This window comes from Thalassotalea psychrophila, from assembly GCF_031583595.1.
Classification (GTDB): Bacteria; Pseudomonadota; Gammaproteobacteria; order Enterobacterales; family Alteromonadaceae; genus Thalassotalea_A; species Thalassotalea_A psychrophila.
Map to the genome: position 1 here is coordinate 1,733,139 of NZ_CP134145.1, position 17,512 is coordinate 1,750,650.

17 protein-coding genes and 4 tRNA genes are annotated in these 17,512 nt (G+C 36.7%); 11 read left to right on the forward strand and 10 right to left on the reverse strand.

The features are described from left to right. Positions 1–4: 4 nt before the first annotated feature. The 3 genes from dapE to RGQ13_RS07225 are packed head-to-tail and all read right to left on the reverse strand — an operon-like array spanning position 5 to position 1,925. Entirely contained in the window at positions 5–1,144 is a 1,140-nt protein-coding gene (gene dapE, locus RGQ13_RS07215) for a succinyl-diaminopimelate desuccinylase (RefSeq protein ID WP_348392882.1), read from the reverse strand. After that, a complete protein-coding gene (locus RGQ13_RS07220) occupies positions 1,137–1,487 on the reverse strand; it encodes an ArsC family reductase (RefSeq protein WP_348392883.1) in 351 nt (116 codons plus the stop codon). Before RGQ13_RS07220 ends, dapE begins: the two co-directional genes overlap by 8 nt. Before the next feature lie 51 nt (positions 1,488–1,538). Next, positions 1,539–1,925 (reverse strand): ACT domain-containing protein, encoded by a 387-nt coding sequence (locus RGQ13_RS07225; protein WP_348392884.1) that lies wholly within the window; start codon positions 1,923–1,925, stop codon positions 1,539–1,541. A gap of 574 nt (positions 1,926–2,499) precedes the next feature. Between RGQ13_RS07225 and yfbV the strand changes: the two genes are divergently transcribed. Further along, positions 2,500–2,919 (forward strand): terminus macrodomain insulation protein YfbV, encoded by a 420-nt coding sequence (gene yfbV / locus RGQ13_RS07230; RefSeq protein ID WP_348392885.1) that lies wholly within the window; start codon positions 2,500–2,502, stop codon positions 2,917–2,919. A 309-nt stretch (positions 2,920–3,228) separates the two neighbouring features. Here yfbV and rlmA read toward each other — a convergent pair whose 3' ends face one another. The 3 genes from rlmA to RGQ13_RS07245 form a co-directional block, all read right to left on the reverse strand. Beyond that, positions 3,229–4,038 carry a 23S rRNA (guanine(745)-N(1))-methyltransferase gene (rlmA, locus tag RGQ13_RS07235; protein WP_348392886.1) on the reverse strand — a complete coding sequence of 270 codons (810 nt, stop codon included), beginning with the start codon at positions 4,036–4,038 and terminating at the stop codon, positions 3,229–3,231. A 3-nt stretch (positions 4,039–4,041) separates the two neighbouring features. Continuing rightward, positions 4,042–4,848 (reverse strand): exodeoxyribonuclease III, encoded by an 807-nt coding sequence (xthA, locus tag RGQ13_RS07240; RefSeq protein WP_348392887.1) that lies wholly within the window; start codon positions 4,846–4,848, stop codon positions 4,042–4,044. 90 nt (positions 4,849–4,938) lie between these two features. Further along, the gene (locus RGQ13_RS07245) at positions 4,939–6,171 is read right to left on the reverse strand and encodes an MFS transporter (protein WP_348392888.1); all 1,233 of its coding nucleotides are present in this window, start codon (positions 6,169–6,171) and stop codon (positions 4,939–4,941) included. Positions 6,172–6,620: 449 nt separating this feature from the next. On the opposite strand from RGQ13_RS07245, the gene RGQ13_RS07250 reads away from it, so the two are divergent. Together RGQ13_RS07250 and RGQ13_RS07255 are read left to right on the forward strand one after the other, a co-directional pair. Then, positions 6,621–7,316 (forward strand): winged helix-turn-helix domain-containing protein, encoded by a 696-nt coding sequence (locus tag RGQ13_RS07250; RefSeq protein ID WP_348393388.1) that lies wholly within the window; start codon positions 6,621–6,623, stop codon positions 7,314–7,316. 3 nt (positions 7,317–7,319) lie between these two features. Then, the gene (locus RGQ13_RS07255) at positions 7,320–8,609 is read left to right on the forward strand and encodes an ATP-binding protein (RefSeq protein ID WP_348392889.1); all 1,290 of its coding nucleotides are present in this window, start codon (positions 7,320–7,322) and stop codon (positions 8,607–8,609) included. Between the two features lie 119 nt (positions 8,610–8,728). Here RGQ13_RS07255 and RGQ13_RS07260 read toward each other — a convergent pair whose 3' ends face one another. Both RGQ13_RS07260 and RGQ13_RS07265 read right to left on the reverse strand, forming a co-directional pair. Beyond that, positions 8,729–9,205, reverse strand: a complete 477-nt coding sequence (locus RGQ13_RS07260) for a YchJ family protein (protein ID WP_348392890.1) — start codon at positions 9,203–9,205, stop codon at positions 8,729–8,731. Between the two features lie 187 nt (positions 9,206–9,392). Continuing rightward, positions 9,393–9,809, reverse strand: a complete 417-nt coding sequence (locus RGQ13_RS07265; RefSeq protein ID WP_348392891.1) for a hypothetical protein — start codon at positions 9,807–9,809, stop codon at positions 9,393–9,395. Positions 9,810–9,998: 189 nt separating this feature from the next. On the opposite strand from RGQ13_RS07265, the gene RGQ13_RS07270 reads away from it, so the two are divergent. The 3 genes from RGQ13_RS07270 to pta all read left to right on the forward strand — a co-directional run bounded on the left by RGQ13_RS07270 (position 9,999) and on the right by pta (position 13,976). Further along, the gene (locus RGQ13_RS07270) at positions 9,999–10,535 is read left to right on the forward strand and encodes a DUF6942 family protein (protein ID WP_348392892.1); all 537 of its coding nucleotides are present in this window, start codon (positions 9,999–10,001) and stop codon (positions 10,533–10,535) included. A gap of 125 nt (positions 10,536–10,660) precedes the next feature. Beyond that, positions 10,661–11,863 (forward strand): acetate kinase, encoded by a 1,203-nt coding sequence (locus RGQ13_RS07275; RefSeq protein WP_348392893.1) that lies wholly within the window; start codon positions 10,661–10,663, stop codon positions 11,861–11,863. 1 nt (position 11,864) lies between these two features. Beyond that, positions 11,865–13,976: a phosphate acetyltransferase gene (gene pta / locus RGQ13_RS07280; protein ID WP_348392894.1), complete on the forward strand. Its 2,112-nt coding sequence runs from the start codon at positions 11,865–11,867 to the stop codon at positions 13,974–13,976. A gap of 237 nt (positions 13,977–14,213) precedes the next feature. On the opposite strand, the gene RGQ13_RS07285 is transcribed toward pta, so the two are convergent. Then, positions 14,214–15,086: an MBL fold metallo-hydrolase gene (locus tag RGQ13_RS07285; protein ID WP_348392895.1), complete on the reverse strand. Its 873-nt coding sequence runs from the start codon at positions 15,084–15,086 to the stop codon at positions 14,214–14,216. 104 nt (positions 15,087–15,190) lie between these two features. Continuing rightward, positions 15,191–15,628, reverse strand: a complete 438-nt coding sequence (gene rnhA, locus RGQ13_RS07290) for a ribonuclease HI (protein ID WP_348392896.1) — start codon at positions 15,626–15,628, stop codon at positions 15,191–15,193. 450 nt (positions 15,629–16,078) lie between these two features. Here rnhA and dnaQ point away from each other — a divergent pair, with 450 nt between their 5' ends. The 5 genes from dnaQ to RGQ13_RS07315 all read left to right on the forward strand — a co-directional run bounded on the left by dnaQ (position 16,079) and on the right by RGQ13_RS07315 (position 17,452). Continuing rightward, complete coding sequence (dnaQ, locus tag RGQ13_RS07295) at positions 16,079–16,822, forward strand: DNA polymerase III subunit epsilon (protein WP_348392897.1); 744 nt, start codon at positions 16,079–16,081, stop codon at positions 16,820–16,822. Positions 16,823–16,988: 166 nt separating this feature from the next. Next, positions 16,989–17,065, forward strand: a tRNA-Asp gene (locus tag RGQ13_RS07300). An 82-nt stretch (positions 17,066–17,147) separates the two neighbouring features. Further along, a tRNA-Asp gene (locus RGQ13_RS07305) sits at positions 17,148–17,224 on the forward strand. A gap of 27 nt (positions 17,225–17,251) precedes the next feature. After that, positions 17,252–17,328 (forward strand) — tRNA-Asp (locus tag RGQ13_RS07310). Positions 17,329–17,375: 47 nt separating this feature from the next. Then, positions 17,376–17,452 (forward strand) — tRNA-Asp (locus tag RGQ13_RS07315). Positions 17,453–17,512: the final 60 nt, after the last annotated feature.

A 17,512-nucleotide genomic window follows, 5' to 3' on the forward strand; every position in this document is an offset into this window, starting at 1 on the left:
GATCCTAATCAGTTAAAAGTTTTTTCATGATCAAATAATACATTTCTACCAAATCTTCTAAGTCTTGACAATTTACACTTTCATTAACTTTATGAATGGTTGCATTAGTAGGTCCAAGTTCGACAACTTGCGCTCCTGTTGGGGCGATAAAACGACCATCTGAAGTTCCACCTGCAGTAGACGGTGTACAATCTACGCCATTGGCTTCTTTAACTGAATCAACCACCGCGGAAAGTAACTTACCTTCACCTGTAATGAACGGTTTGCCATTAAAGGTCCATTTTAATTCATAATCGAGTTGATGTTTATCGAGAATATCGGTGACTCGAGTAATGATAATGTCATCATTAATTTCAGTGCTGTAACGCAAATTGAAAATAGCGTGTAGTTCACCTGGCACAACATTAGTTGCACCAGTACCTGAATTTACATTAGATAATTGAAAGCTGGTTGGCGGAAAATATTGATTACCGTCATCCCAATGTTCTGTACTTAATTCTGTTAAAGCAGGAGTTGCCAGGTGGATAGGGTTTTTGACTAAATGCGGATAGGCAACATGACCTTGCACACCATGAATAGTTAAGTCGCCAGTAATTGAACCTCTGCGGCCATTTTTAACAATATCGCCAGCTTTATCTGTACTTGATGGCTCACCAACAATACACCAATCAATTTTTTCATTGCGAGCTTCTAAAGTGTCAATAACTCGAGTGGTGCCATTAATAAATGGGCCTTCCTCATCAGAAGTAATTAAATAAGCAATGGAACCCTTATGATCTGGGTAGTCTTTTACAAAACGCTCGGTAGCAACGATCATCGCAGCAAGAGAGCCTTTCATATCGGCAGCGCCGCGACCATAAAGCCAGCCATCTTTAATGGTAGGTTCAAAAGCAGGGGTATGCCATTTTGAATCAGGCCCAGCAGGCACTACATCGGTATGACCGGCAAAACAAAACACCGGATGCTCAGTGCCGCGTCTTGCCCACATGTTGGTAGTATCTTCAAAAACCATAGATTCATTATTAAAACCAGCAGCAATAAGTCTGTTGGCCATTAATTCTTGGCAGCCCTCATCTAATGGTGTTACTGATTTTCTAGATATTAAGTCTTTAGTTAGTTCAATTACTGCGGATTGGTTAGTCATGGCTAAAAATCTCTTCATATTGAGCTGGCTTAAAGCCTAAATGCAATTGTGCATTAATTTCTAATAGAGGGCGCTTTAACAAGGTTGGTTGCTCTAAAACAGTTTGCTTGGCGATATCTGCTGTTAAATTATTTTTAACCTCATCGCTTAAACTACGAAACGTTGTGCTTCGTTTATTTATTAATAAATCCCAACTTGATTTAGCAACAATGCTGTCTAACAAGCTGTCATTCAATCCATCTTTTCTTAAGTCATGAAATTTATAGTTTATATTATTTTTTTCTAACCATGATTTGGCTTTTTTAACAGTATCGCAATTATGGATACCATAAAGAATAGTCATTAATTTTCTCTAATTTTATATTTATTTGTTCTTAATTTTATGATTAATAGGTTAATCATTAATTATAAGATAATGGTTTGCTCTTAAACAATTTACTGCCTTTTTTAAAGTATCTTGTTTTACGAGAATGTAATCTGTATCAAAAGTAGATATAGCGAAAATACTTATTTTTTTTTCGGCTAGAACTCCAGCAATATTTGATAAAATGCCAGTTAATGAAAAACCCAGAGGGCCCAAAACTTCAAGTGCGCGCCAATTTGACTCGCTTTCTAAACTGTCTAAATGAATACCTTCAGGCACAACAATTGATAACTCATCATAAGTTTTACTAATAAAATATACTTTGGCAGAAAAGACCGCGCTAGGTACTTCAGTTTCAGGTGTGAAGCTGTGAATGGTAAATAATTCATCTAATATTTGCAGAGTTTGCTTGGTCATTAAAGTCTCATCAGTGCTTTTATTGATTCACCTAACTATACCGTACAGAACATGCTAATGGTATAGAAAGTAAAGTGATAATAAATAAAATTTAGCTATATAACCTAATTTTAGTGATGTTTATTAGATAACTTGCAAAAACTAAAGCTTAAATGACATTAATCGCGATACTTTATTTATTTATCTAAAATTCATTATCCACAAAAGATGTGGGTAATTATGTGCATAAGCTTTTACTATAGTTGTAAGTTACTGTATTTAAAAGAATAAAATGAACCGCTTGAAAAGTGAGCTATGCTAGCTGTTGTTTGTATTTTGAACAGCTTGTTGTATAATCAGTTAGCACTTAAAATATGTCTTTAATGGCTATAAATACATATTAACTCTTATTAATATGACACGGTTAGCTTGATAAAAGGATCCTTTTATAGATCTAAATTAGTGATTTTTGATCTATAAAAGTCCAAATATTATGCATTCAGATAAATTTTGTAACGTTTTGAGCCCATATATTTTCAAATTATTTTCCTAATATGTGTTATCTTTATAGTGTTAATCATACAGAATAGAAATCATGCAGCAATCTTTATTAGAGCAAGTAAAACAAGGTCGCCATTACGTAAATCTTTGGCCACAACGACCAGAACTCATTCAATATTTTTCTGAATACAGAGCTGTTATCGTTAGTCGTTTTGTACTTAAATATGGTGGGGCGTTAGCGCTATTAGCTTTTTTAATGCCAATACTATTTATTGGCATCGAGCAGTTGAAACAATCTTTAGTGTACTCATTATTTATAGGATCTTTACCTGTACAAGCACTGTTTTTAATGAACAATAAGTCAAAAGAAAAGTTACCACCTTCATTGGCAAACTGGTATCGAAGTGGTGTAGAAAAACTAAAAGCTAAAAACGATGAAGGCGAGTTGATTATAAACAAGCCCACGTTTCTAGACTTAGCTAAGTTATTGAATATTTCTTATTCGCAGAAGTAATACCAGTTTCATTAAGTTTGTGATCTTGTTGTGCGCAGGAAAAATAAATCAAGGAAAGACGCTCGATTGACCAATAGCTGGCTATTGGGATTGAGAGCAACGCCGCCTTGAAGGATTTTAACCAGCACAAGTGAGCAGTAATTTAATGAAATTGGTATATCCATTCCTAAACTTTAGACCCTGAAATAAATTCAGGGAATAACATTGTGGCAGAGCCACTCATTACTCCTCTAAGAAATACAAGCGTCAACTTCCTGAACTACTACCAAGTTCTATTCTTATGACCTCCTGAATTTATTTCAGGATCTCCTATGCCTTTTTATAAATCCGCACCATGAAATCTACCTGACAGGTAAAGTTTATCGCTTGTCTAAGTGCGGTAACAAGTTGCTCTGATGATTTAAATGCAAAAGGAGTCATTGCCAATAATGTTAACGCTTGTTCCCCACGTTCAAAATTCATTTGATAATTAATATTTTCTTCAGCAACAAGTTCAAAACCATCAAGTTGCTGTTTATCAATATTATGATATTTAGGTGTTTGATAAATCATTTGTTTTAATTCCCACAAATGCTTTTCACCGGGTGTGACCGTAAGTAAGTAACCTTCATTTTTTAGTAAACGACTGAATTCTTCGGTTTTAATTGGCGCATAAATAGAGAATAGCCAATCAAAAAATTCGTCTGCAAACGGTAGTTGCGCAATTGAGCCAACACTAAAATGACACTGTTTATATTTTTTTGCGGCAATTTTAACGGCATTCTTGGCAATATCTACACCGTATACTTGATGTTGTTCAGATTCGTGGGCATTAGTGTAATAGCCTTCACCACACCCCGCGTCTAGAATATTTCCTGCAACAGCATAGCGGTTTTTGAGCTCAACCAAACGATCTTGCAATGGTTGATAAAAACCGGATTCTAAAAAGGATCGACGAGCATTAACCATTTCTTTGTTATCACCAGGATCCTTTGAGTGCTTATGTTGCACAGGCAATAAGTTTACGTAGCCTTCTTTGGCTTGATCAAAACTGTGATTATTAGTACAGCTAAAACTCTTATTATTAAGAGTTAAAGCTTGCTGGCAAATAGGGCAAATGTATTGGCTAGTTTTCATCATCAATTATTTAAATGTTGACCAAATAGGAGCGTGATCAGACGGCTTTTCAATGCCACGCAGTTCATAATCAATATCAGATTCAATACACGTTGCGGCAAGTTCATGAGTGGCCAATACCACATCAATACGCAGACCTCGGTTATCATCAAAGCCACGAGAACGATAGTCAAACCAAGAGTATTTTTCGGTTGTGTCTGGGTGTAGCTCTCTAAAGGTATCTTTAAAGCCCCAGTTTAATAGGGTAGATAACCATTCTCGCTCTTCAGGCTGAAAACTACATTTCCCGGTTTTTAACCAGCGCTTCTGATTTGGTTCACCAATACCAATATCTAAATCAATTGGCGATATATTGATATCTCCCATCACAATAATATTTTCATCGGGAGTGTGGTTATCATTTAAATAACCCATTAAGTCTTTATAAAATTGACGTTTATATGGATATTTAGTTTCATGAGAAATGTTATCACCTTGCGGAAAGTAACCATTTAATACTGTAACTTCTTCACCTTTGTCATTAGTGGTTTTCACCATAATCATACGCTTTTGCATATCTTCATTATCAGTTGGGAAGCCTTTTTGTACTGAAACAGGTTCTTTTTTACAAAGCATGGCTACGCCGTAATGGGCTTTTTGACCGTGAAAATACACGTGGTAGCCCATAGCTTCTACGTCTGCTAAAGGGAAAGCTTCATCATGAACTTTAATTTCTTGTAGACCAATAATATCTGGTTGATGTTTATCGATAATAGCTTGTAATTGATGCAAACGTGCGCGAAGGCCGTTTATGTTAAATGAGATTGTTTTCATTAAATAAGTCTTTAATTTTATTTTAAATAATAACCTATGCTAACAGAATTTAGCCTAGGCTTGTATGTCGTTTAGGGCGAACGATGGATTTTATTTAGGTGGCTCTGAGTTTTCATTAATCTCGATGAAATGCAAAATTGAAATAGCAATGAGCATAAGAAAACCACCAAACATAATAGAATAAACGCTGCCGTATAATGAAATAATACTGCCGATTATTGCCATAAGCACGTTTGATAAACTGAATGTTGTAGTGATCAGTCCCATTAATTTTCCTTGGCTAACATCTGAAAACTGCTCTGAGGCAAAAATAGGTAGCATGGCATTATAAATGGCAATTGCTACACCAATAAATACATAGGCAAACCAACTACTCGTCTCTGTTAAAAGTGCATGGGCAAACATCATCAAGGCAAAGCACAACATTGAAATTTTAGAAGCTTTAACTAAGCCATATTTCGCTTTAACAATAGGCAACAGATAAATGCTACTTATGATCATCGCTGTGGTTAATATAGCCGTTATAAAGCCTATATTCGGCCCCGAAAAATTAAAACTCTCAACTAACCACAATGGGTAAAACTCATAATATGCATTAGTGGCTAGGGTTGAAAATAAGAATACGTAAAATAGACGCCTAATTGGTTTATGCTTTAATAAGGTAAATGAGTTATTTTGATAAAGTACTCGTCGAATCGACAAATGAGCATGTTCCTGACACATTTTACTACGGTTACTCTCTCCTAAATAGAAGTACACAACAACAATGGCAAATAACATAGCAACGGCTGCAACTAAAAAAGCTAGATAGGCACCATGGGGTTGTAACAGTCCGCCGACAACTGGTCCTAATAACCAACCTGCATAGGTAGTCGCACTAACTAATGAATAATTCCGAGTTTTATCCAACGGTGGAGATAGGTCAATAGCAATTGCTTTAGCTATGGCAATGTTTCCTTCGCTAATGCCGGTAATAAAACGAGTAAGGGCAAATAATAAATAGTTTTCACTCAATAAAGCCCAAACTGACAGTAAATATCCAACAGCGCTAAAAATTAAAGTGATGACTAACACTTTTCGTCTACCATAAATATCTGAAGCTGCGCCAATAAAAGAACTACCGATCAATAATCCAAGTGGATAAACCGCTAATAAAAAACCAAGCAATAATTTAGGCTCGATACCGGCAAAATTAGTGAAGCTATTTACTTCATTTAGGAATAAAGGCGCTAAAATAGGATATGGCAAGGCAATGCCGGCACAACTTAGCAAAACAATTAGGAGTAGAGTGTATAAAGATTTTTTTGCTTGTTGTTCAGTCATAGTAGGCTTTGTAGCTATTATTTGACAGTATTCTAACCTTGAAAATTGCAGTGATACAGAAAAAAAACAAAAAAAATCACTTTTTAATTTAGTCTTTATAAATCAATTAACTAAAATGTAACCAAGAACAAATTTTATTCACTGTGAAGGCGTATTTTTAGCCACTTACGGTTACCTTTGTAATTCGATTGTAAACAGGGGTATTGATTTGTTATCAGAAAACGTAAAAAAAACGTTAAATAATGCAATTAAGTTATTGTTATATATGGGTTTAAGATGTAAATTTAATGTGAAGGGCTTTGTAAAATAACATTATTAACTGTCAAATTATTTTGTTATAACTATAAGCAGATGTACGAGAAGAGAACTTTTCTACTAAACGATTACAAAAAGAATAAGTTCGTTGTTAATAAATGGAGCGATATTTAATGTCAGAAAATAAACCGAGTTTGAAAAAAATACTATTGGTTGAAGATGATCGTCAGTTATCTGATTTGATTAAAGACTTTCTTGTTAGTGAAGGTTTTCACGTTAAGCAAGAATTCAGAGGTGATACGGTTTCTAAAACAGTAGAAAATTTTTCACCAGATTTAATTGTATTAGACGTAATGTTACCGGGTAAAGATGGTTTTACAGTATGTCGTGATCTTCGTCCTGCATTTAGCAATCCAATTCTAATGTTAACAGCAAAAAGTACCGATTTTGATCAAGTACTTGGCTTAGAAATTGGCGCCGACGATTATGTTGCCAAACCAGTTGAACCACGTGTATTACTTGCTCGTATTAATGCGCTTCTACGTCGCGGTCAATTACCAAAAGGCGGCAGTGAAAAAGCTGAAATTACTTGTGGTGGTTTGCATGTAAACCGTAACTCACGTCAAGTTACACTTGCTGGTGAGAATATTGAATTAACTAGCCAAGAATTTGATCTGTTATGGTTGTTAGCAACACGTGCAGGTGAAGTGCAAAACCGTGATTATATCTACAAAGCAGTGGTTGGTCGCGAATATGACGGGATGGACCGAAGCGTTGATGTACGTATTTCTCGTTTACGTAAAAAATTGCACGATAGCAACGAAACGCCGTTTAGAATCAAAACTATTTGGGGACAAGGTTACTTATTCGTACCAGATGCTTGGGAATAAGTAATGAATCTAGGTCGCTCCTTTTTTAGCCTGTATTTTTTAATTGTTGCGTGTTTTGGTGCTTTAAGTTGGTTATTAGACGAATTTTGGAGCATGAATGTACAGCAAGATGTTGAGTCATATACAGGCTATAAAACCGTCCTTATCGCATTATCTGACAGACTCGTAAGCTTTCCTGTAGCCGATTGGCAAGGGAGAGTTGAATCTGCCAATAAGCGCTATGATTTACCAATTCAAATTGTGTCTGATGATAGTATAGAAAAGCTATTACCAGATCTTCAGTATGTGAAAGATGAACGAGTTACCGTTTATTACGACGATAATTATATAACCTTATTTCACCCTATAGCTAATCAAAACAAAGTATTAATTTTAGGTCCTGTACAATCTCCCACAAGACCAAGAGATGCTGCCCTTATACGGGTTATAAGTGTCTTGTTATTAGGTGTGGTGATATTTTTCTGGGTTTGGCCTATTTCAAAAGATTTAGATAAGCTTGCCAAATCGGCAAAAGATTTTGGTTATGGTGATTTTAAAATAAAAGTTGATCGAGCTGACTCTGTTTTAGTTCAACCTATGATGAACACATTTAATATGATGGCATCAAGGATCAACAATTTAATTGAAGCTCATAAAGAATTAACCAACGCAGTATCTCATGAATTACGAACGCCTTTAGCGCGCAGTAAATTTGCATTACAAGTGTTACGTGGTGCTAAAGATGATGAAACTCGTGAAAAATATATCGATAAAATTACTACTGACGTAGAAGAGCTCGAATCATTAGTTAATGAACTATTGGTCTATGCAGCATTTGAAAGTGAACAGCCCAACATAAATTTCACCAATAGTGATGTTAAACAGTTAGTTGATTTTCAAGTAGCAAGTTTTGCCAGTAATGATTTTGATATTAACTTTATTTGTGAACAAGATTGTGTGATGGCTGAATACGACGCTCATTTTATTAACCGGGCATTTAGCAACTTATTAACCAATGCAGTCAAGTATGGGCAAGGAAAATTACAAGTTTCGTTATTGAGTGATGGCCAGCAATGCTCACTAATTGTTGAAGATAATGGACCAGGTATTGATGATGATTTTAAAGAAATAATCTTCGATGCATTTTCAAGATACGATAAAAGCCGAGGTAAAGACACTGGAGGTTTTGGCTTAGGCTTAGCCATAGTGAGTAAAGTTATGCTTTGGCACAATGGCAGCGCAACTGTAGAAAATAGTGATCTTGGCGGTGCAAAATTTATTCTTTCTTGGCCTGTTGACCATATAACGGGTTAACCAATTCTGATTAGTTCCGAATCACGAATACGTTGCACTGCGAATCTCGAAGTAGTTATCGTAGTGCAACGTATTCGAAGCGCTAGCGTATCCGAAGTAGCGAAGCTACGTATTCGAAACTAATTTCTCATACAACAGCGTTTGAATTTTCTTTTACTTAGGCATGGGCAGTCTTCATTTCTAGATACTTTTTTAATTAACTTATGAGCGCGTACATCACCATCTAAATAACGCCACGTTTCTTGTTCTTGGACAAATCTCGATTTTTCATGCATTTGCCAAACTTCATTTTCTACCAGATATTTAGCAACAAACTCAACGAAATGATATCTATTATCAGAGTAATCTGTAGACACGACTTCTAATGATAACCAAGTTGTTTGCTCAGCCCATTCTTTAATGTCGTCAATGCTATTTTCAGCTTGCTTAATAGATGCATAGGTTTGTGCAATATATTTCGAATTTTTCAGTACATAGGCGCTATAACGTGAACGCATTAACTGTTCAGCAGTTAAAGGTAATTGAGTTTGGTTGATATGGTTTTCACAGCAAAGTGAGAATGATTTATCAGAGCCGCAAGGGCAAAGTTCAGTCAAAGTGTTCACTAAATTAAAAGTATATTTGTTTGTCACTATAGCAGATCAAAAAGCGGTAAAGAATACAAAACAGGACGCTGGTGGAACAACTGGAGTTTTATATCAATCATTAGTATAGATTGGTATTGTTTTGTGCTCTTTACCAAAATTGGTGGTATTTAACTCTAATGCAGGCTACTTAACTAAATTAATGTAATTGGTTCTGTTTCTTATTTACTACAATGCATTCGGTATTACCTTGTTTGGCACAACTCTGTAGCATCATTAATTGACGCTCGCTAAAGTCATGATCACAAAGGATAACTGTTGAACAATTTCCTTTTAACAAAGTACGGGCTATTTTATCAAACGCTATAGGTTGATGTTGGCCATTAACACGTAAAATTTTAGATTTATCTACAGTGTCAGCAAGAGTTTGCAAACTTGATTCATCACTATCGACACATAAAATCCAACGTTTTTGTTGTTGGTTTTTAGCACACACTTCAGCTAAGTCATTGCTGAAAAATTGCTCATTATCTACATGTTTAATTTTAAACCATGATTGGTTTAACCCTATGTTTGCATTTAAGTTGCTGTTTTTTATAGTGATTGACTTGTTCATTTGCTAGCTCCAGCTAATCCATATAACTACTGTATAAAACAACAGTATATGTAAATCTTATGTAATGCAAGAACTTTTACTGAGTTTTTATACAGAGCCCTGTTTTTGAATATTGATTTCATAAAATACAATTTTTAAACATAAACTGCTAACCTACAGAAAAGATATCTCAATTAGATAGTATGATGAATGGATAATGCATTGCAGCCAAGTGCGGGCCTTGGGCATCAACATGCCAAGTTAAAAGTGTATATTGATAAGCGACCACCACTAGAGCAATACCAACAACTCGCAACAATTGAGCCGGTACAAGAAGGTGAAATTTTAGAAATAGGGCGCTTGACTGGTAATCATTGGCGAAAAATATTTAATGTGTATGCAAAGCTTTGTTTTGAATTAAATCCTAATAATTTTAGTTCTTGGCAGAAGTTGCGAGATCAACAACTTCTCCAAAAAAGTAGTGAACAAGCATTAATTTTTAATCAGGCAGGTTTTCAAAAGTATATTAAACAAGGTTCAAAAGATGCAATTCATATAATTATGGGCAGAACCTTTGCCAGTTCATTAATTAATAACAATCAGTTCAGCACCGATCTTTTATGGCTAAATGCAGAGTTTGCTATAAATAAAAAATCTAAAATTGTTGTTTGCCCATATTTTGATTACCGTCAGCTTTCTAACATCAAAATTAGCTATTTGGCTAAATTATTAAATTCCTTAAAATAATTGAGTTATTGGTAATTTATACCGTTAAAAAAATGTAAACTAATTTGTTTTTATTGAATTAAATCAACTCTATTCGCCATTTAACACTATACTATTCACTATTGTTAAATCTATTGGCTAACAACATGATTAAAAATGCAGTATTAGTAATTAATTGCGGTAGTTCTTCTCTGAAATTTTCTCTTATTGAACCCACTTCTGGTAACATCTTAGCCGCAGGCGTTGCTGAGCGTTTATTATCAAAACATGGTTTTATTAAAATTAATTATCAAGGCAATAAAGAAAGCACGCCACTTGCCGTACCTTTTGATCATCAAGTAGCGGTTAATTTTATTGTTGAATTTTTACGCCAACATGATTTAGTTGATTGTTTATCTGCTGTAGGACATCGTTTAGTTCATGGTGGAGAAGAATACTCGACACCAACATTAATAGACGATGTGGTTAAGTACTCGATTAAAAAACTCTCAAAATTGGCACCATTACATAATCCTGTAAATTTAATTGGCGTAAATGCAGCGCAACAAGCATTCCCACATTTACCGCAAGTAGCCGTATTCGATACAGCTTTTCATCAAAGTATGCCAACTAAAGCCTATATATATGGCTTACCCTATAACTTGTATAAAGACCATGGTATTCGTCGTTATGGTTTTCATGGTACCAGCCACTATTATGTTGGTAAGCAAGCCGCTAAACTGCTAGGTAAACCATTTGCTCAAACCAGTGTTATAACTGCTCATTTAGGCAATGGCTGTAGTATTACAGCAATAGATAACGGGAAGAGTGTCGATACATCTATGGGACTAACTCCGCTCGAGGGTGTAGTTATGGGTACCCGCAGTGGTGATTTAGACCCAGGTATCATTTTTCATTTAATTGAACAATTAAATTACACACCTGAACAAGTATCAAACTTGTTAAATAAGGATAGCGGTTTATTAGGTATCTCAGAAATGAGTAATGATTGCCGCACTATTGAAGAAGCCATCATTAATGAGCAAGATCAACGTGCTAATTTAACCATGGACATTTTTTGCTATCGCATTGCTAAAACAATAGCCTCTTATATGGCAAGCTTATCTCATTTTGATGGTTTAGTTTTTACCGGGGGCATTGGTGAAAATTCAGATCTAGTCCGTACTCGCATTGTTAATTCATTACACTTATTAAATATTCAACTAGATGAGACTCAAAATATCGAAGTTAGATTTGGTAAAAGTGGTTTGATTTCAACCGCAACTAGCCAAAACTGTTGGGTAATACCAACTAATGAAGAGCAAGTAATTGCTGAACAAACCTATCAATTAATTGCTGGAGGTAAATAACATGCCACGTCGCATTATGCTTGTACCTATTGGCTTTGAAGTAGGCTTAACTAGTGCCTCTTTTGGCTTGTTCCACAAGCTACAACAGTTGGGAATTGATGTTGGTTATTTTAAACCAATCAGCCAGCCATCACGAAATATCTTAACCAATGATCAAAACTCACCCGCCGAGTTTAGTCATATGGATGTCGGTTCAATTCCCATCAGCTATGTTGAAGATAAGGTTGGAGATGATTTACTTGATGTGGTGCTTGAAGAGATTGTCGGTAATTTTGAAAGTATTAATAAAGAAATCATCATTATTGAAGGTTTAGTGCAAACCACACGTCAACCTTATGCGGCAAAAATTAACAGTGAAGTAGCACAAGCGTTATCGGCCGATATTATTTTTGTCGCCACCCCTGACAATGATGAACCTGAGCAATTCGAAGATCGGCTAGAAATGAGTGCTAAAACCTTTGGTGGTGTTAAAAACAGTCGTATTCTAGGTTGCATCATTAATAAAATTAATTCACCCGATAAAGATGTATTCGGTTTGTTGCCTAGTGAAACTGAATTTCAACAAGAAGTAGACTTAACCCCTTGGCAACAACTGAGTATTTTTAAGAAGGGCAATTTTCATTTAGTTGGCGCAGTGCCATGGGAAATGGATTTGGTGGCTCCAAGGGTTACTGAAATTAAAAGTTATTTAAATGCCAAGGTTATAAATGAAGGTGATATGGAACATCGGCGGGTGCGGAGCATAAGTTTTTGCGCTCGCAGTGTGGCCAATTTAAAAAGTCATTTAGTACCTGGACGATTAATTGTAACCCCAGGGGACAGAACCGACATTATTATTGCTACCTGTTTATCAGCCTTAAATGGTACCAAAGTAGGAGCATTAATATTAACTAATGGCTATGTCCCTAATGAGAGTGTGATGGAATTGTGCCAACAAGCATTTAAAACCGGTCTGCCTGTATTATCGGTGCCATGGGATACTTGGGAAACGTCACGACACTTGCTAAGTTTCAGCCCTGAAATACCTGAAGAAGATATGCAACGTCAAGACCGAGTTAAGCAATTTGTTGCCGATTGTTTAAACCAAGACTTATTAGACAAATACCTTGATGCTAAAGTTCGAGGGCAACTGCTATCTCCACCAGCGTTTAGACACAAACTTACCGATTTGGCCAGACGCGCCAATAAACTTATTGTTTTGCCTGAAGGTAATGATATCCGCACTATTAAAGCTGCGGCTATATGTGCCGAACGCGGTATTGCCCGTTGCCAGTTGCTTGGCAATAAAGAGGAAATTTTATTAATTGCTGAACAACAAGGTATTAATTTACCCAGTGGCTTATTAATTACCGAGCCAGCAAGTATTGTTGAAAACTATGTAAGCCCATTGATGAAACTTAGAGAACATAAGGGTTTAACTGAAATTGTCGCTCGTGAAGAGTTAAAAGACAATGTGGTGTTAGGCACAATGATGTTACAGCTTGGTCAAGTTGATGGCTTAGTGTCAGGTGCGGTGCATACCACAGCCAATACAATTCGCCCTGCATTGCAGTTAATTAAAACATCCCCAGGAAACTCTTTAGTATCATCAGTGTTCTTTATGTTATTACCTGATCAAGTTTTTGTTTATGGTGATTGTGCGATAAACCCTGATCCTAATGCTGAACAACTCGCTGACATTGCTATTCAATCAGCCGATTCTGCAAGAGCGTTTGGTATTGAACCTAAAGTGGCAATGATCAGTTACTCTACCGGTAGTTCAGGCACAGGCCAAGATGTTGAAAAGGTCGCGTTAGCAACTCAAATTGCCCAAACGAAACGACCTGACTTATTAATTGATGGTCCATTACAATATGATGCTGCGGTGATGGAGAATGTAGCGAAGAAAAAAGCACCAGATTCTAAGGTTGCAGGTCAAGCTACAGTATTTATTTTCCCAGATTTAAACACTGGTAATACAACCTATAAAGCAGTACAGCGCTCTGCAAATTTAGTGAGTATAGGGCCAATGTTACAAGGGATGAATAAACCGGTAAATGACTTATCTAGAGGGGCACTCGTTGACGACATTATTTACACTATTGCGTTAACAGCTATACAAGCAACTCAGTAGGGGGGGGATATCGCCTATCAGCCGTCTTCCCAATATACACCGTCTTCCCGATGAAAATCGGGATCTCCCTGCTCGACAGTGAGCGGGCATGACGAAAGAATCAAAACTGTTTTTGCAGCTCACTGTGACTAAATAAGGTCCCTGATGTCGCTTATGCTCCTCAAGGATGACGCGTTATTGTCTCTATAACGCGTATATCGCCCTGCTCGACAGTGAGCGGTACTCTCTACTCTTCTATTACTTTAACTTTTCAATACCCGAAATAGGCGTTTTGAAAAAATACTGGCTATCATCATCAGCTACAGGCATATCACCCGCTTGAATATTACACTGTAATGACGGAAAGATAAGCTTAGGGTTTGCTAATGTAGAATCACGTGCCTCACGTACTTGTACATAATCCGTTTCACTTACACCACTCGATATTTGAATGTTTTCGGCTTTCTGCTCAGCAACGGTTGTTATGTATTTTAATTCACGGCCACCTGGTTGATAGTCATGACACATAAATAATTTAGTATCATCACCTAACTCATAAATTTTGTGGATTGAGCTATACAAAAGCGCGGCGTCGCCACCTGGGAAATCACAACGAGCTGAGCCTGAATCAGGCATAAACAAAGTGTCACCAATAAATGCGTTACCATCAATAACATAAGTAACACTGTCAGGTGTGTGGCCGGGAGTAGCTAATACATCTATTTCGAAGCTACCTAATGTCAGTTTATCACCATCAGTTAATAGCAAATCAAACTGTACGCCGTCTGTATTAAAATCTTTTGCTAGATTAAATACGGTTTTAAAGGTTTTTTGAATGCCTTTAATACCTCCTCCAATAGCAATTTTACCGCCAAGCTGTTGTTTTAAATAAAACGCACAAGATATATGATCCGCATGTGCGTGAGTTTCTAAAATATAATTAACCGTTAAGTCGTTATCTTTTACAAAGGCAATTAATTGTTTTGCATACACGGTATCTACGCTACTTGCTACAACATCATAATCTAGTGCTGGGTCGATAATTGCACAGTCCTTACTTATATCATCAAAAATAATGTAGGTAAGAGTGAAAGATGCTTTATGAAAAAACTGTTCTATTTGTAACGCCATGGAAATTCCTAGTGTTGTTAAATTTTTTGCTTTAGATGTTTATTATTACTATTTTACTGATTTATTCAGGTCAATAATGGGCAATATAAAGTACTTTTAATTACTTATTGCACATAGCCAGTGTCAGCAAGTAAATCGGTACCTTCTGCGGCTGTTCTGGCTAAATCGTCACAACGTTCATTGTCTGGGTGACCAGAGTGACCTTTAACCCATTGCCAGTCAATATCGTGTCTATTGTTTTGCTCGTAAAGGGCTTTCCATAAATCGACGTTTTTAACGGGTTGTTTGCTTGCAGTACGCCAGTTATTTTTAACCCAATTATTAACCCAGCCAGTAATGCCTTGTCTTACATATTGACTGTCGGTTGTTACGGTAACCTTACAAGGTTCTTTTAATATTTCTAACGCTTTAATTGTTGCTAGCATTTCCATACGGTTATTAGTGGTTAATTGATAACCTTGAGCAAGCTCTTTAACATGTCCTTGATATTTTAAAACTGCGCCATAGCCGCCTGGACCAGGGTTGCATATACCCGTCGCCACTCAAGATGCAGGTTTCAGAGCGATTGAGCGATTCCAATACAAGGCGTACTTATACAGTAATGGTTATTCCCTTGCAAATAGGTACAACGAAGTAGTGGGGTTGCTCAAGCGCTTCTTCGATGGGTTTAAAAGTAATTTATGCCGCGTTATTAAATTGAACAATGGAACAACCATTCTCTAAATGTAATGCCTAGCCTAAATTACTTTTAACTCCCACTGAAATCCCGCACTTTGAATGGCGACGGGTATAGACACGAACCATCAGTAAATATTTCTAATTGTTTTATTGTTTTAGTCATTATTAATAATGTTGAAGCGTTTTGCGCAAGTTTATCAGCTTAAACTAACACGCCATAGTTAAAGAATGTCAAAAGCTGGTATTTTTGATTTACATCATAGGGTAGAATTTGTTTATATATATTTACGACAGCAGTATTAAGGCTAATTAGTGTGCAAAGCAGCGAACAACAAGTAACAGAAAAACCAGAGCGTATTATAGTTCTTGATACTGAAACAACCGGTATCGACCCTAAGCAAGGGCACCGAATTGTTGAAATTGGCTGTGTTGAACTTATCGACCGTAGGTTTACTGGGCGCAGTTATCATGTGTATATAAACCCGCAAATGCACATGGAACAAGAAGTTATTAATATTCACGGCTTAAGTAACGAGTTTTTGTTGGATAAAAAGCTATTTAATCAAGTCGCAGATGAGTTTATTGAGTTTATTCGCGGTGCTGAACTGGTTATCCATAACTCACGATTCGATGTTGGTTTTATGGACCATGAATTTGCCATGACCCGTCGAGGTTTACCTAAAACCCTTGATATATGCACCGTAACTGACACATTGAAAACATCTCGTGATCAATTTGGCTCACCAAAAACCTTAGATTTTTTAGCCCGTCATTACCGCGTTGAAAAGCTAGTAGATCGTACCTATCACGGCGCCTTAATTGATGCGCAGTTACTGGCTTACGTTTACATTGAAATGACCCGTTATCAAAAACACCTTAAATTGAATGAAGGTGATGGTAAAGGCAACACAAAAGGTGTTCGTAGGGTGGAGCAAAATAGACCAGCGTTAAACGTTGTATTAGCAACTGATGATGAATTATCAGCACATGATGAACGTATGTCTATTGTTGAGGGAAAAGCAGGAAAAAGCATTTGGCGTGGCCCAGTTGTCGACTAGCATTTTTATTGGCTATTACAGCCAAAAAAGGTAACTTTTTGTGCTTATTGTATGACATTTGTGCAGTCGAACATTTTTATTCAAAAAAGTAGTTGACTCGTATAGTTCATATCCGTATTATTCGCTCCGCATTCAACGACATGTTGTTGCAGATGACTTATGTAGCGGAGTGGTAGTTCAGTTGGTTAGAATACCGGCCTGTCACGCCGGGGGTCGCGGGTTCGAGTCCCGTCCACTCCGCCAAATAAGCAGATACGTTAATTGAATATCTAAGATTTTCGATTCACATATCAGTTTAATTAAATCATCAGTTTATATCCTAAGTGGAGTGGTAGTTCAGTTGGTTAGAATACCGGCCTGTCACGCCGGGGGTCGCGGGTTCGAGTCCCGTCCACTCCGCCAACGATATAAACAAATCAAAATCTCTGCGGAGTGGTAGTTCAGTTGGTTAGAATACCGGCCTGTCACGCCGGGGGTCGCGGGTTCGAGTCCCGTCCACTCCGCCAGTTTTGATTAAACAGTTAATGTCGTTACACAATGCAAACATACGCGCGGAGTGGTAGTTCAGTTGGTTAGAATACCGGCCTGTCACGCCGGGGGTCGCGGGTTCGAGTCCCGTCCACTCCGCCAATATGTTTTCTGAATAAAATTTCTGATTTAAATTTCCAAAATATTACCTATAAAAATTCA

Bases quoted from the DNA above. Each gene is read 5' to 3' on its own strand.
- dapE (WP_348392882.1), bottom strand. From the start codon at position 1,144: ATGACTAACCAATCCGCAGTAATTGAACTAACTAAAGACTTAATATCT.
- RGQ13_RS07220 (WP_348392883.1), bottom strand. From the start codon at position 1,487: ATGACTATTCTTTATGGTATCCATAATTGCGATACTGTTAAAAAAGCC.
- RGQ13_RS07225 (WP_348392884.1), bottom strand. From the start codon at position 1,925: ATGACCAAGCAAACTCTGCAAATATTAGATGAATTATTTACCATTCAC.
- yfbV (WP_348392885.1), top strand. From the start codon at position 2,500: ATGCAGCAATCTTTATTAGAGCAAGTAAAACAAGGTCGCCATTACGTA.
- rlmA (WP_348392886.1), bottom strand. From the start codon at position 4,038: ATGATGAAAACTAGCCAATACATTTGCCCTATTTGCCAGCAAGCTTTA.
- xthA (WP_348392887.1), bottom strand. From the start codon at position 4,848: ATGAAAACAATCTCATTTAACATAAACGGCCTTCGCGCACGTTTGCAT.
- RGQ13_RS07245 (WP_348392888.1), bottom strand. From the start codon at position 6,171: ATGACTGAACAACAAGCAAAAAAATCTTTATACACTCTACTCCTAATT.
- RGQ13_RS07255 (WP_348392889.1), top strand. From the start codon at position 7,320: ATGAATCTAGGTCGCTCCTTTTTTAGCCTGTATTTTTTAATTGTTGCG.
- RGQ13_RS07265 (WP_348392891.1), bottom strand. From the start codon at position 9,809: ATGAACAAGTCAATCACTATAAAAAACAGCAACTTAAATGCAAACATA.
- RGQ13_RS07270 (WP_348392892.1), top strand. From the start codon at position 9,999: ATGGATAATGCATTGCAGCCAAGTGCGGGCCTTGGGCATCAACATGCC.
- RGQ13_RS07275 (WP_348392893.1), top strand. From the start codon at position 10,661: ATGATTAAAAATGCAGTATTAGTAATTAATTGCGGTAGTTCTTCTCTG.
- pta (WP_348392894.1), top strand. From the start codon at position 11,865: ATGCCACGTCGCATTATGCTTGTACCTATTGGCTTTGAAGTAGGCTTA.
- RGQ13_RS07285 (WP_348392895.1), bottom strand. From the start codon at position 15,086: ATGGCGTTACAAATAGAACAGTTTTTTCATAAAGCATCTTTCACTCTT.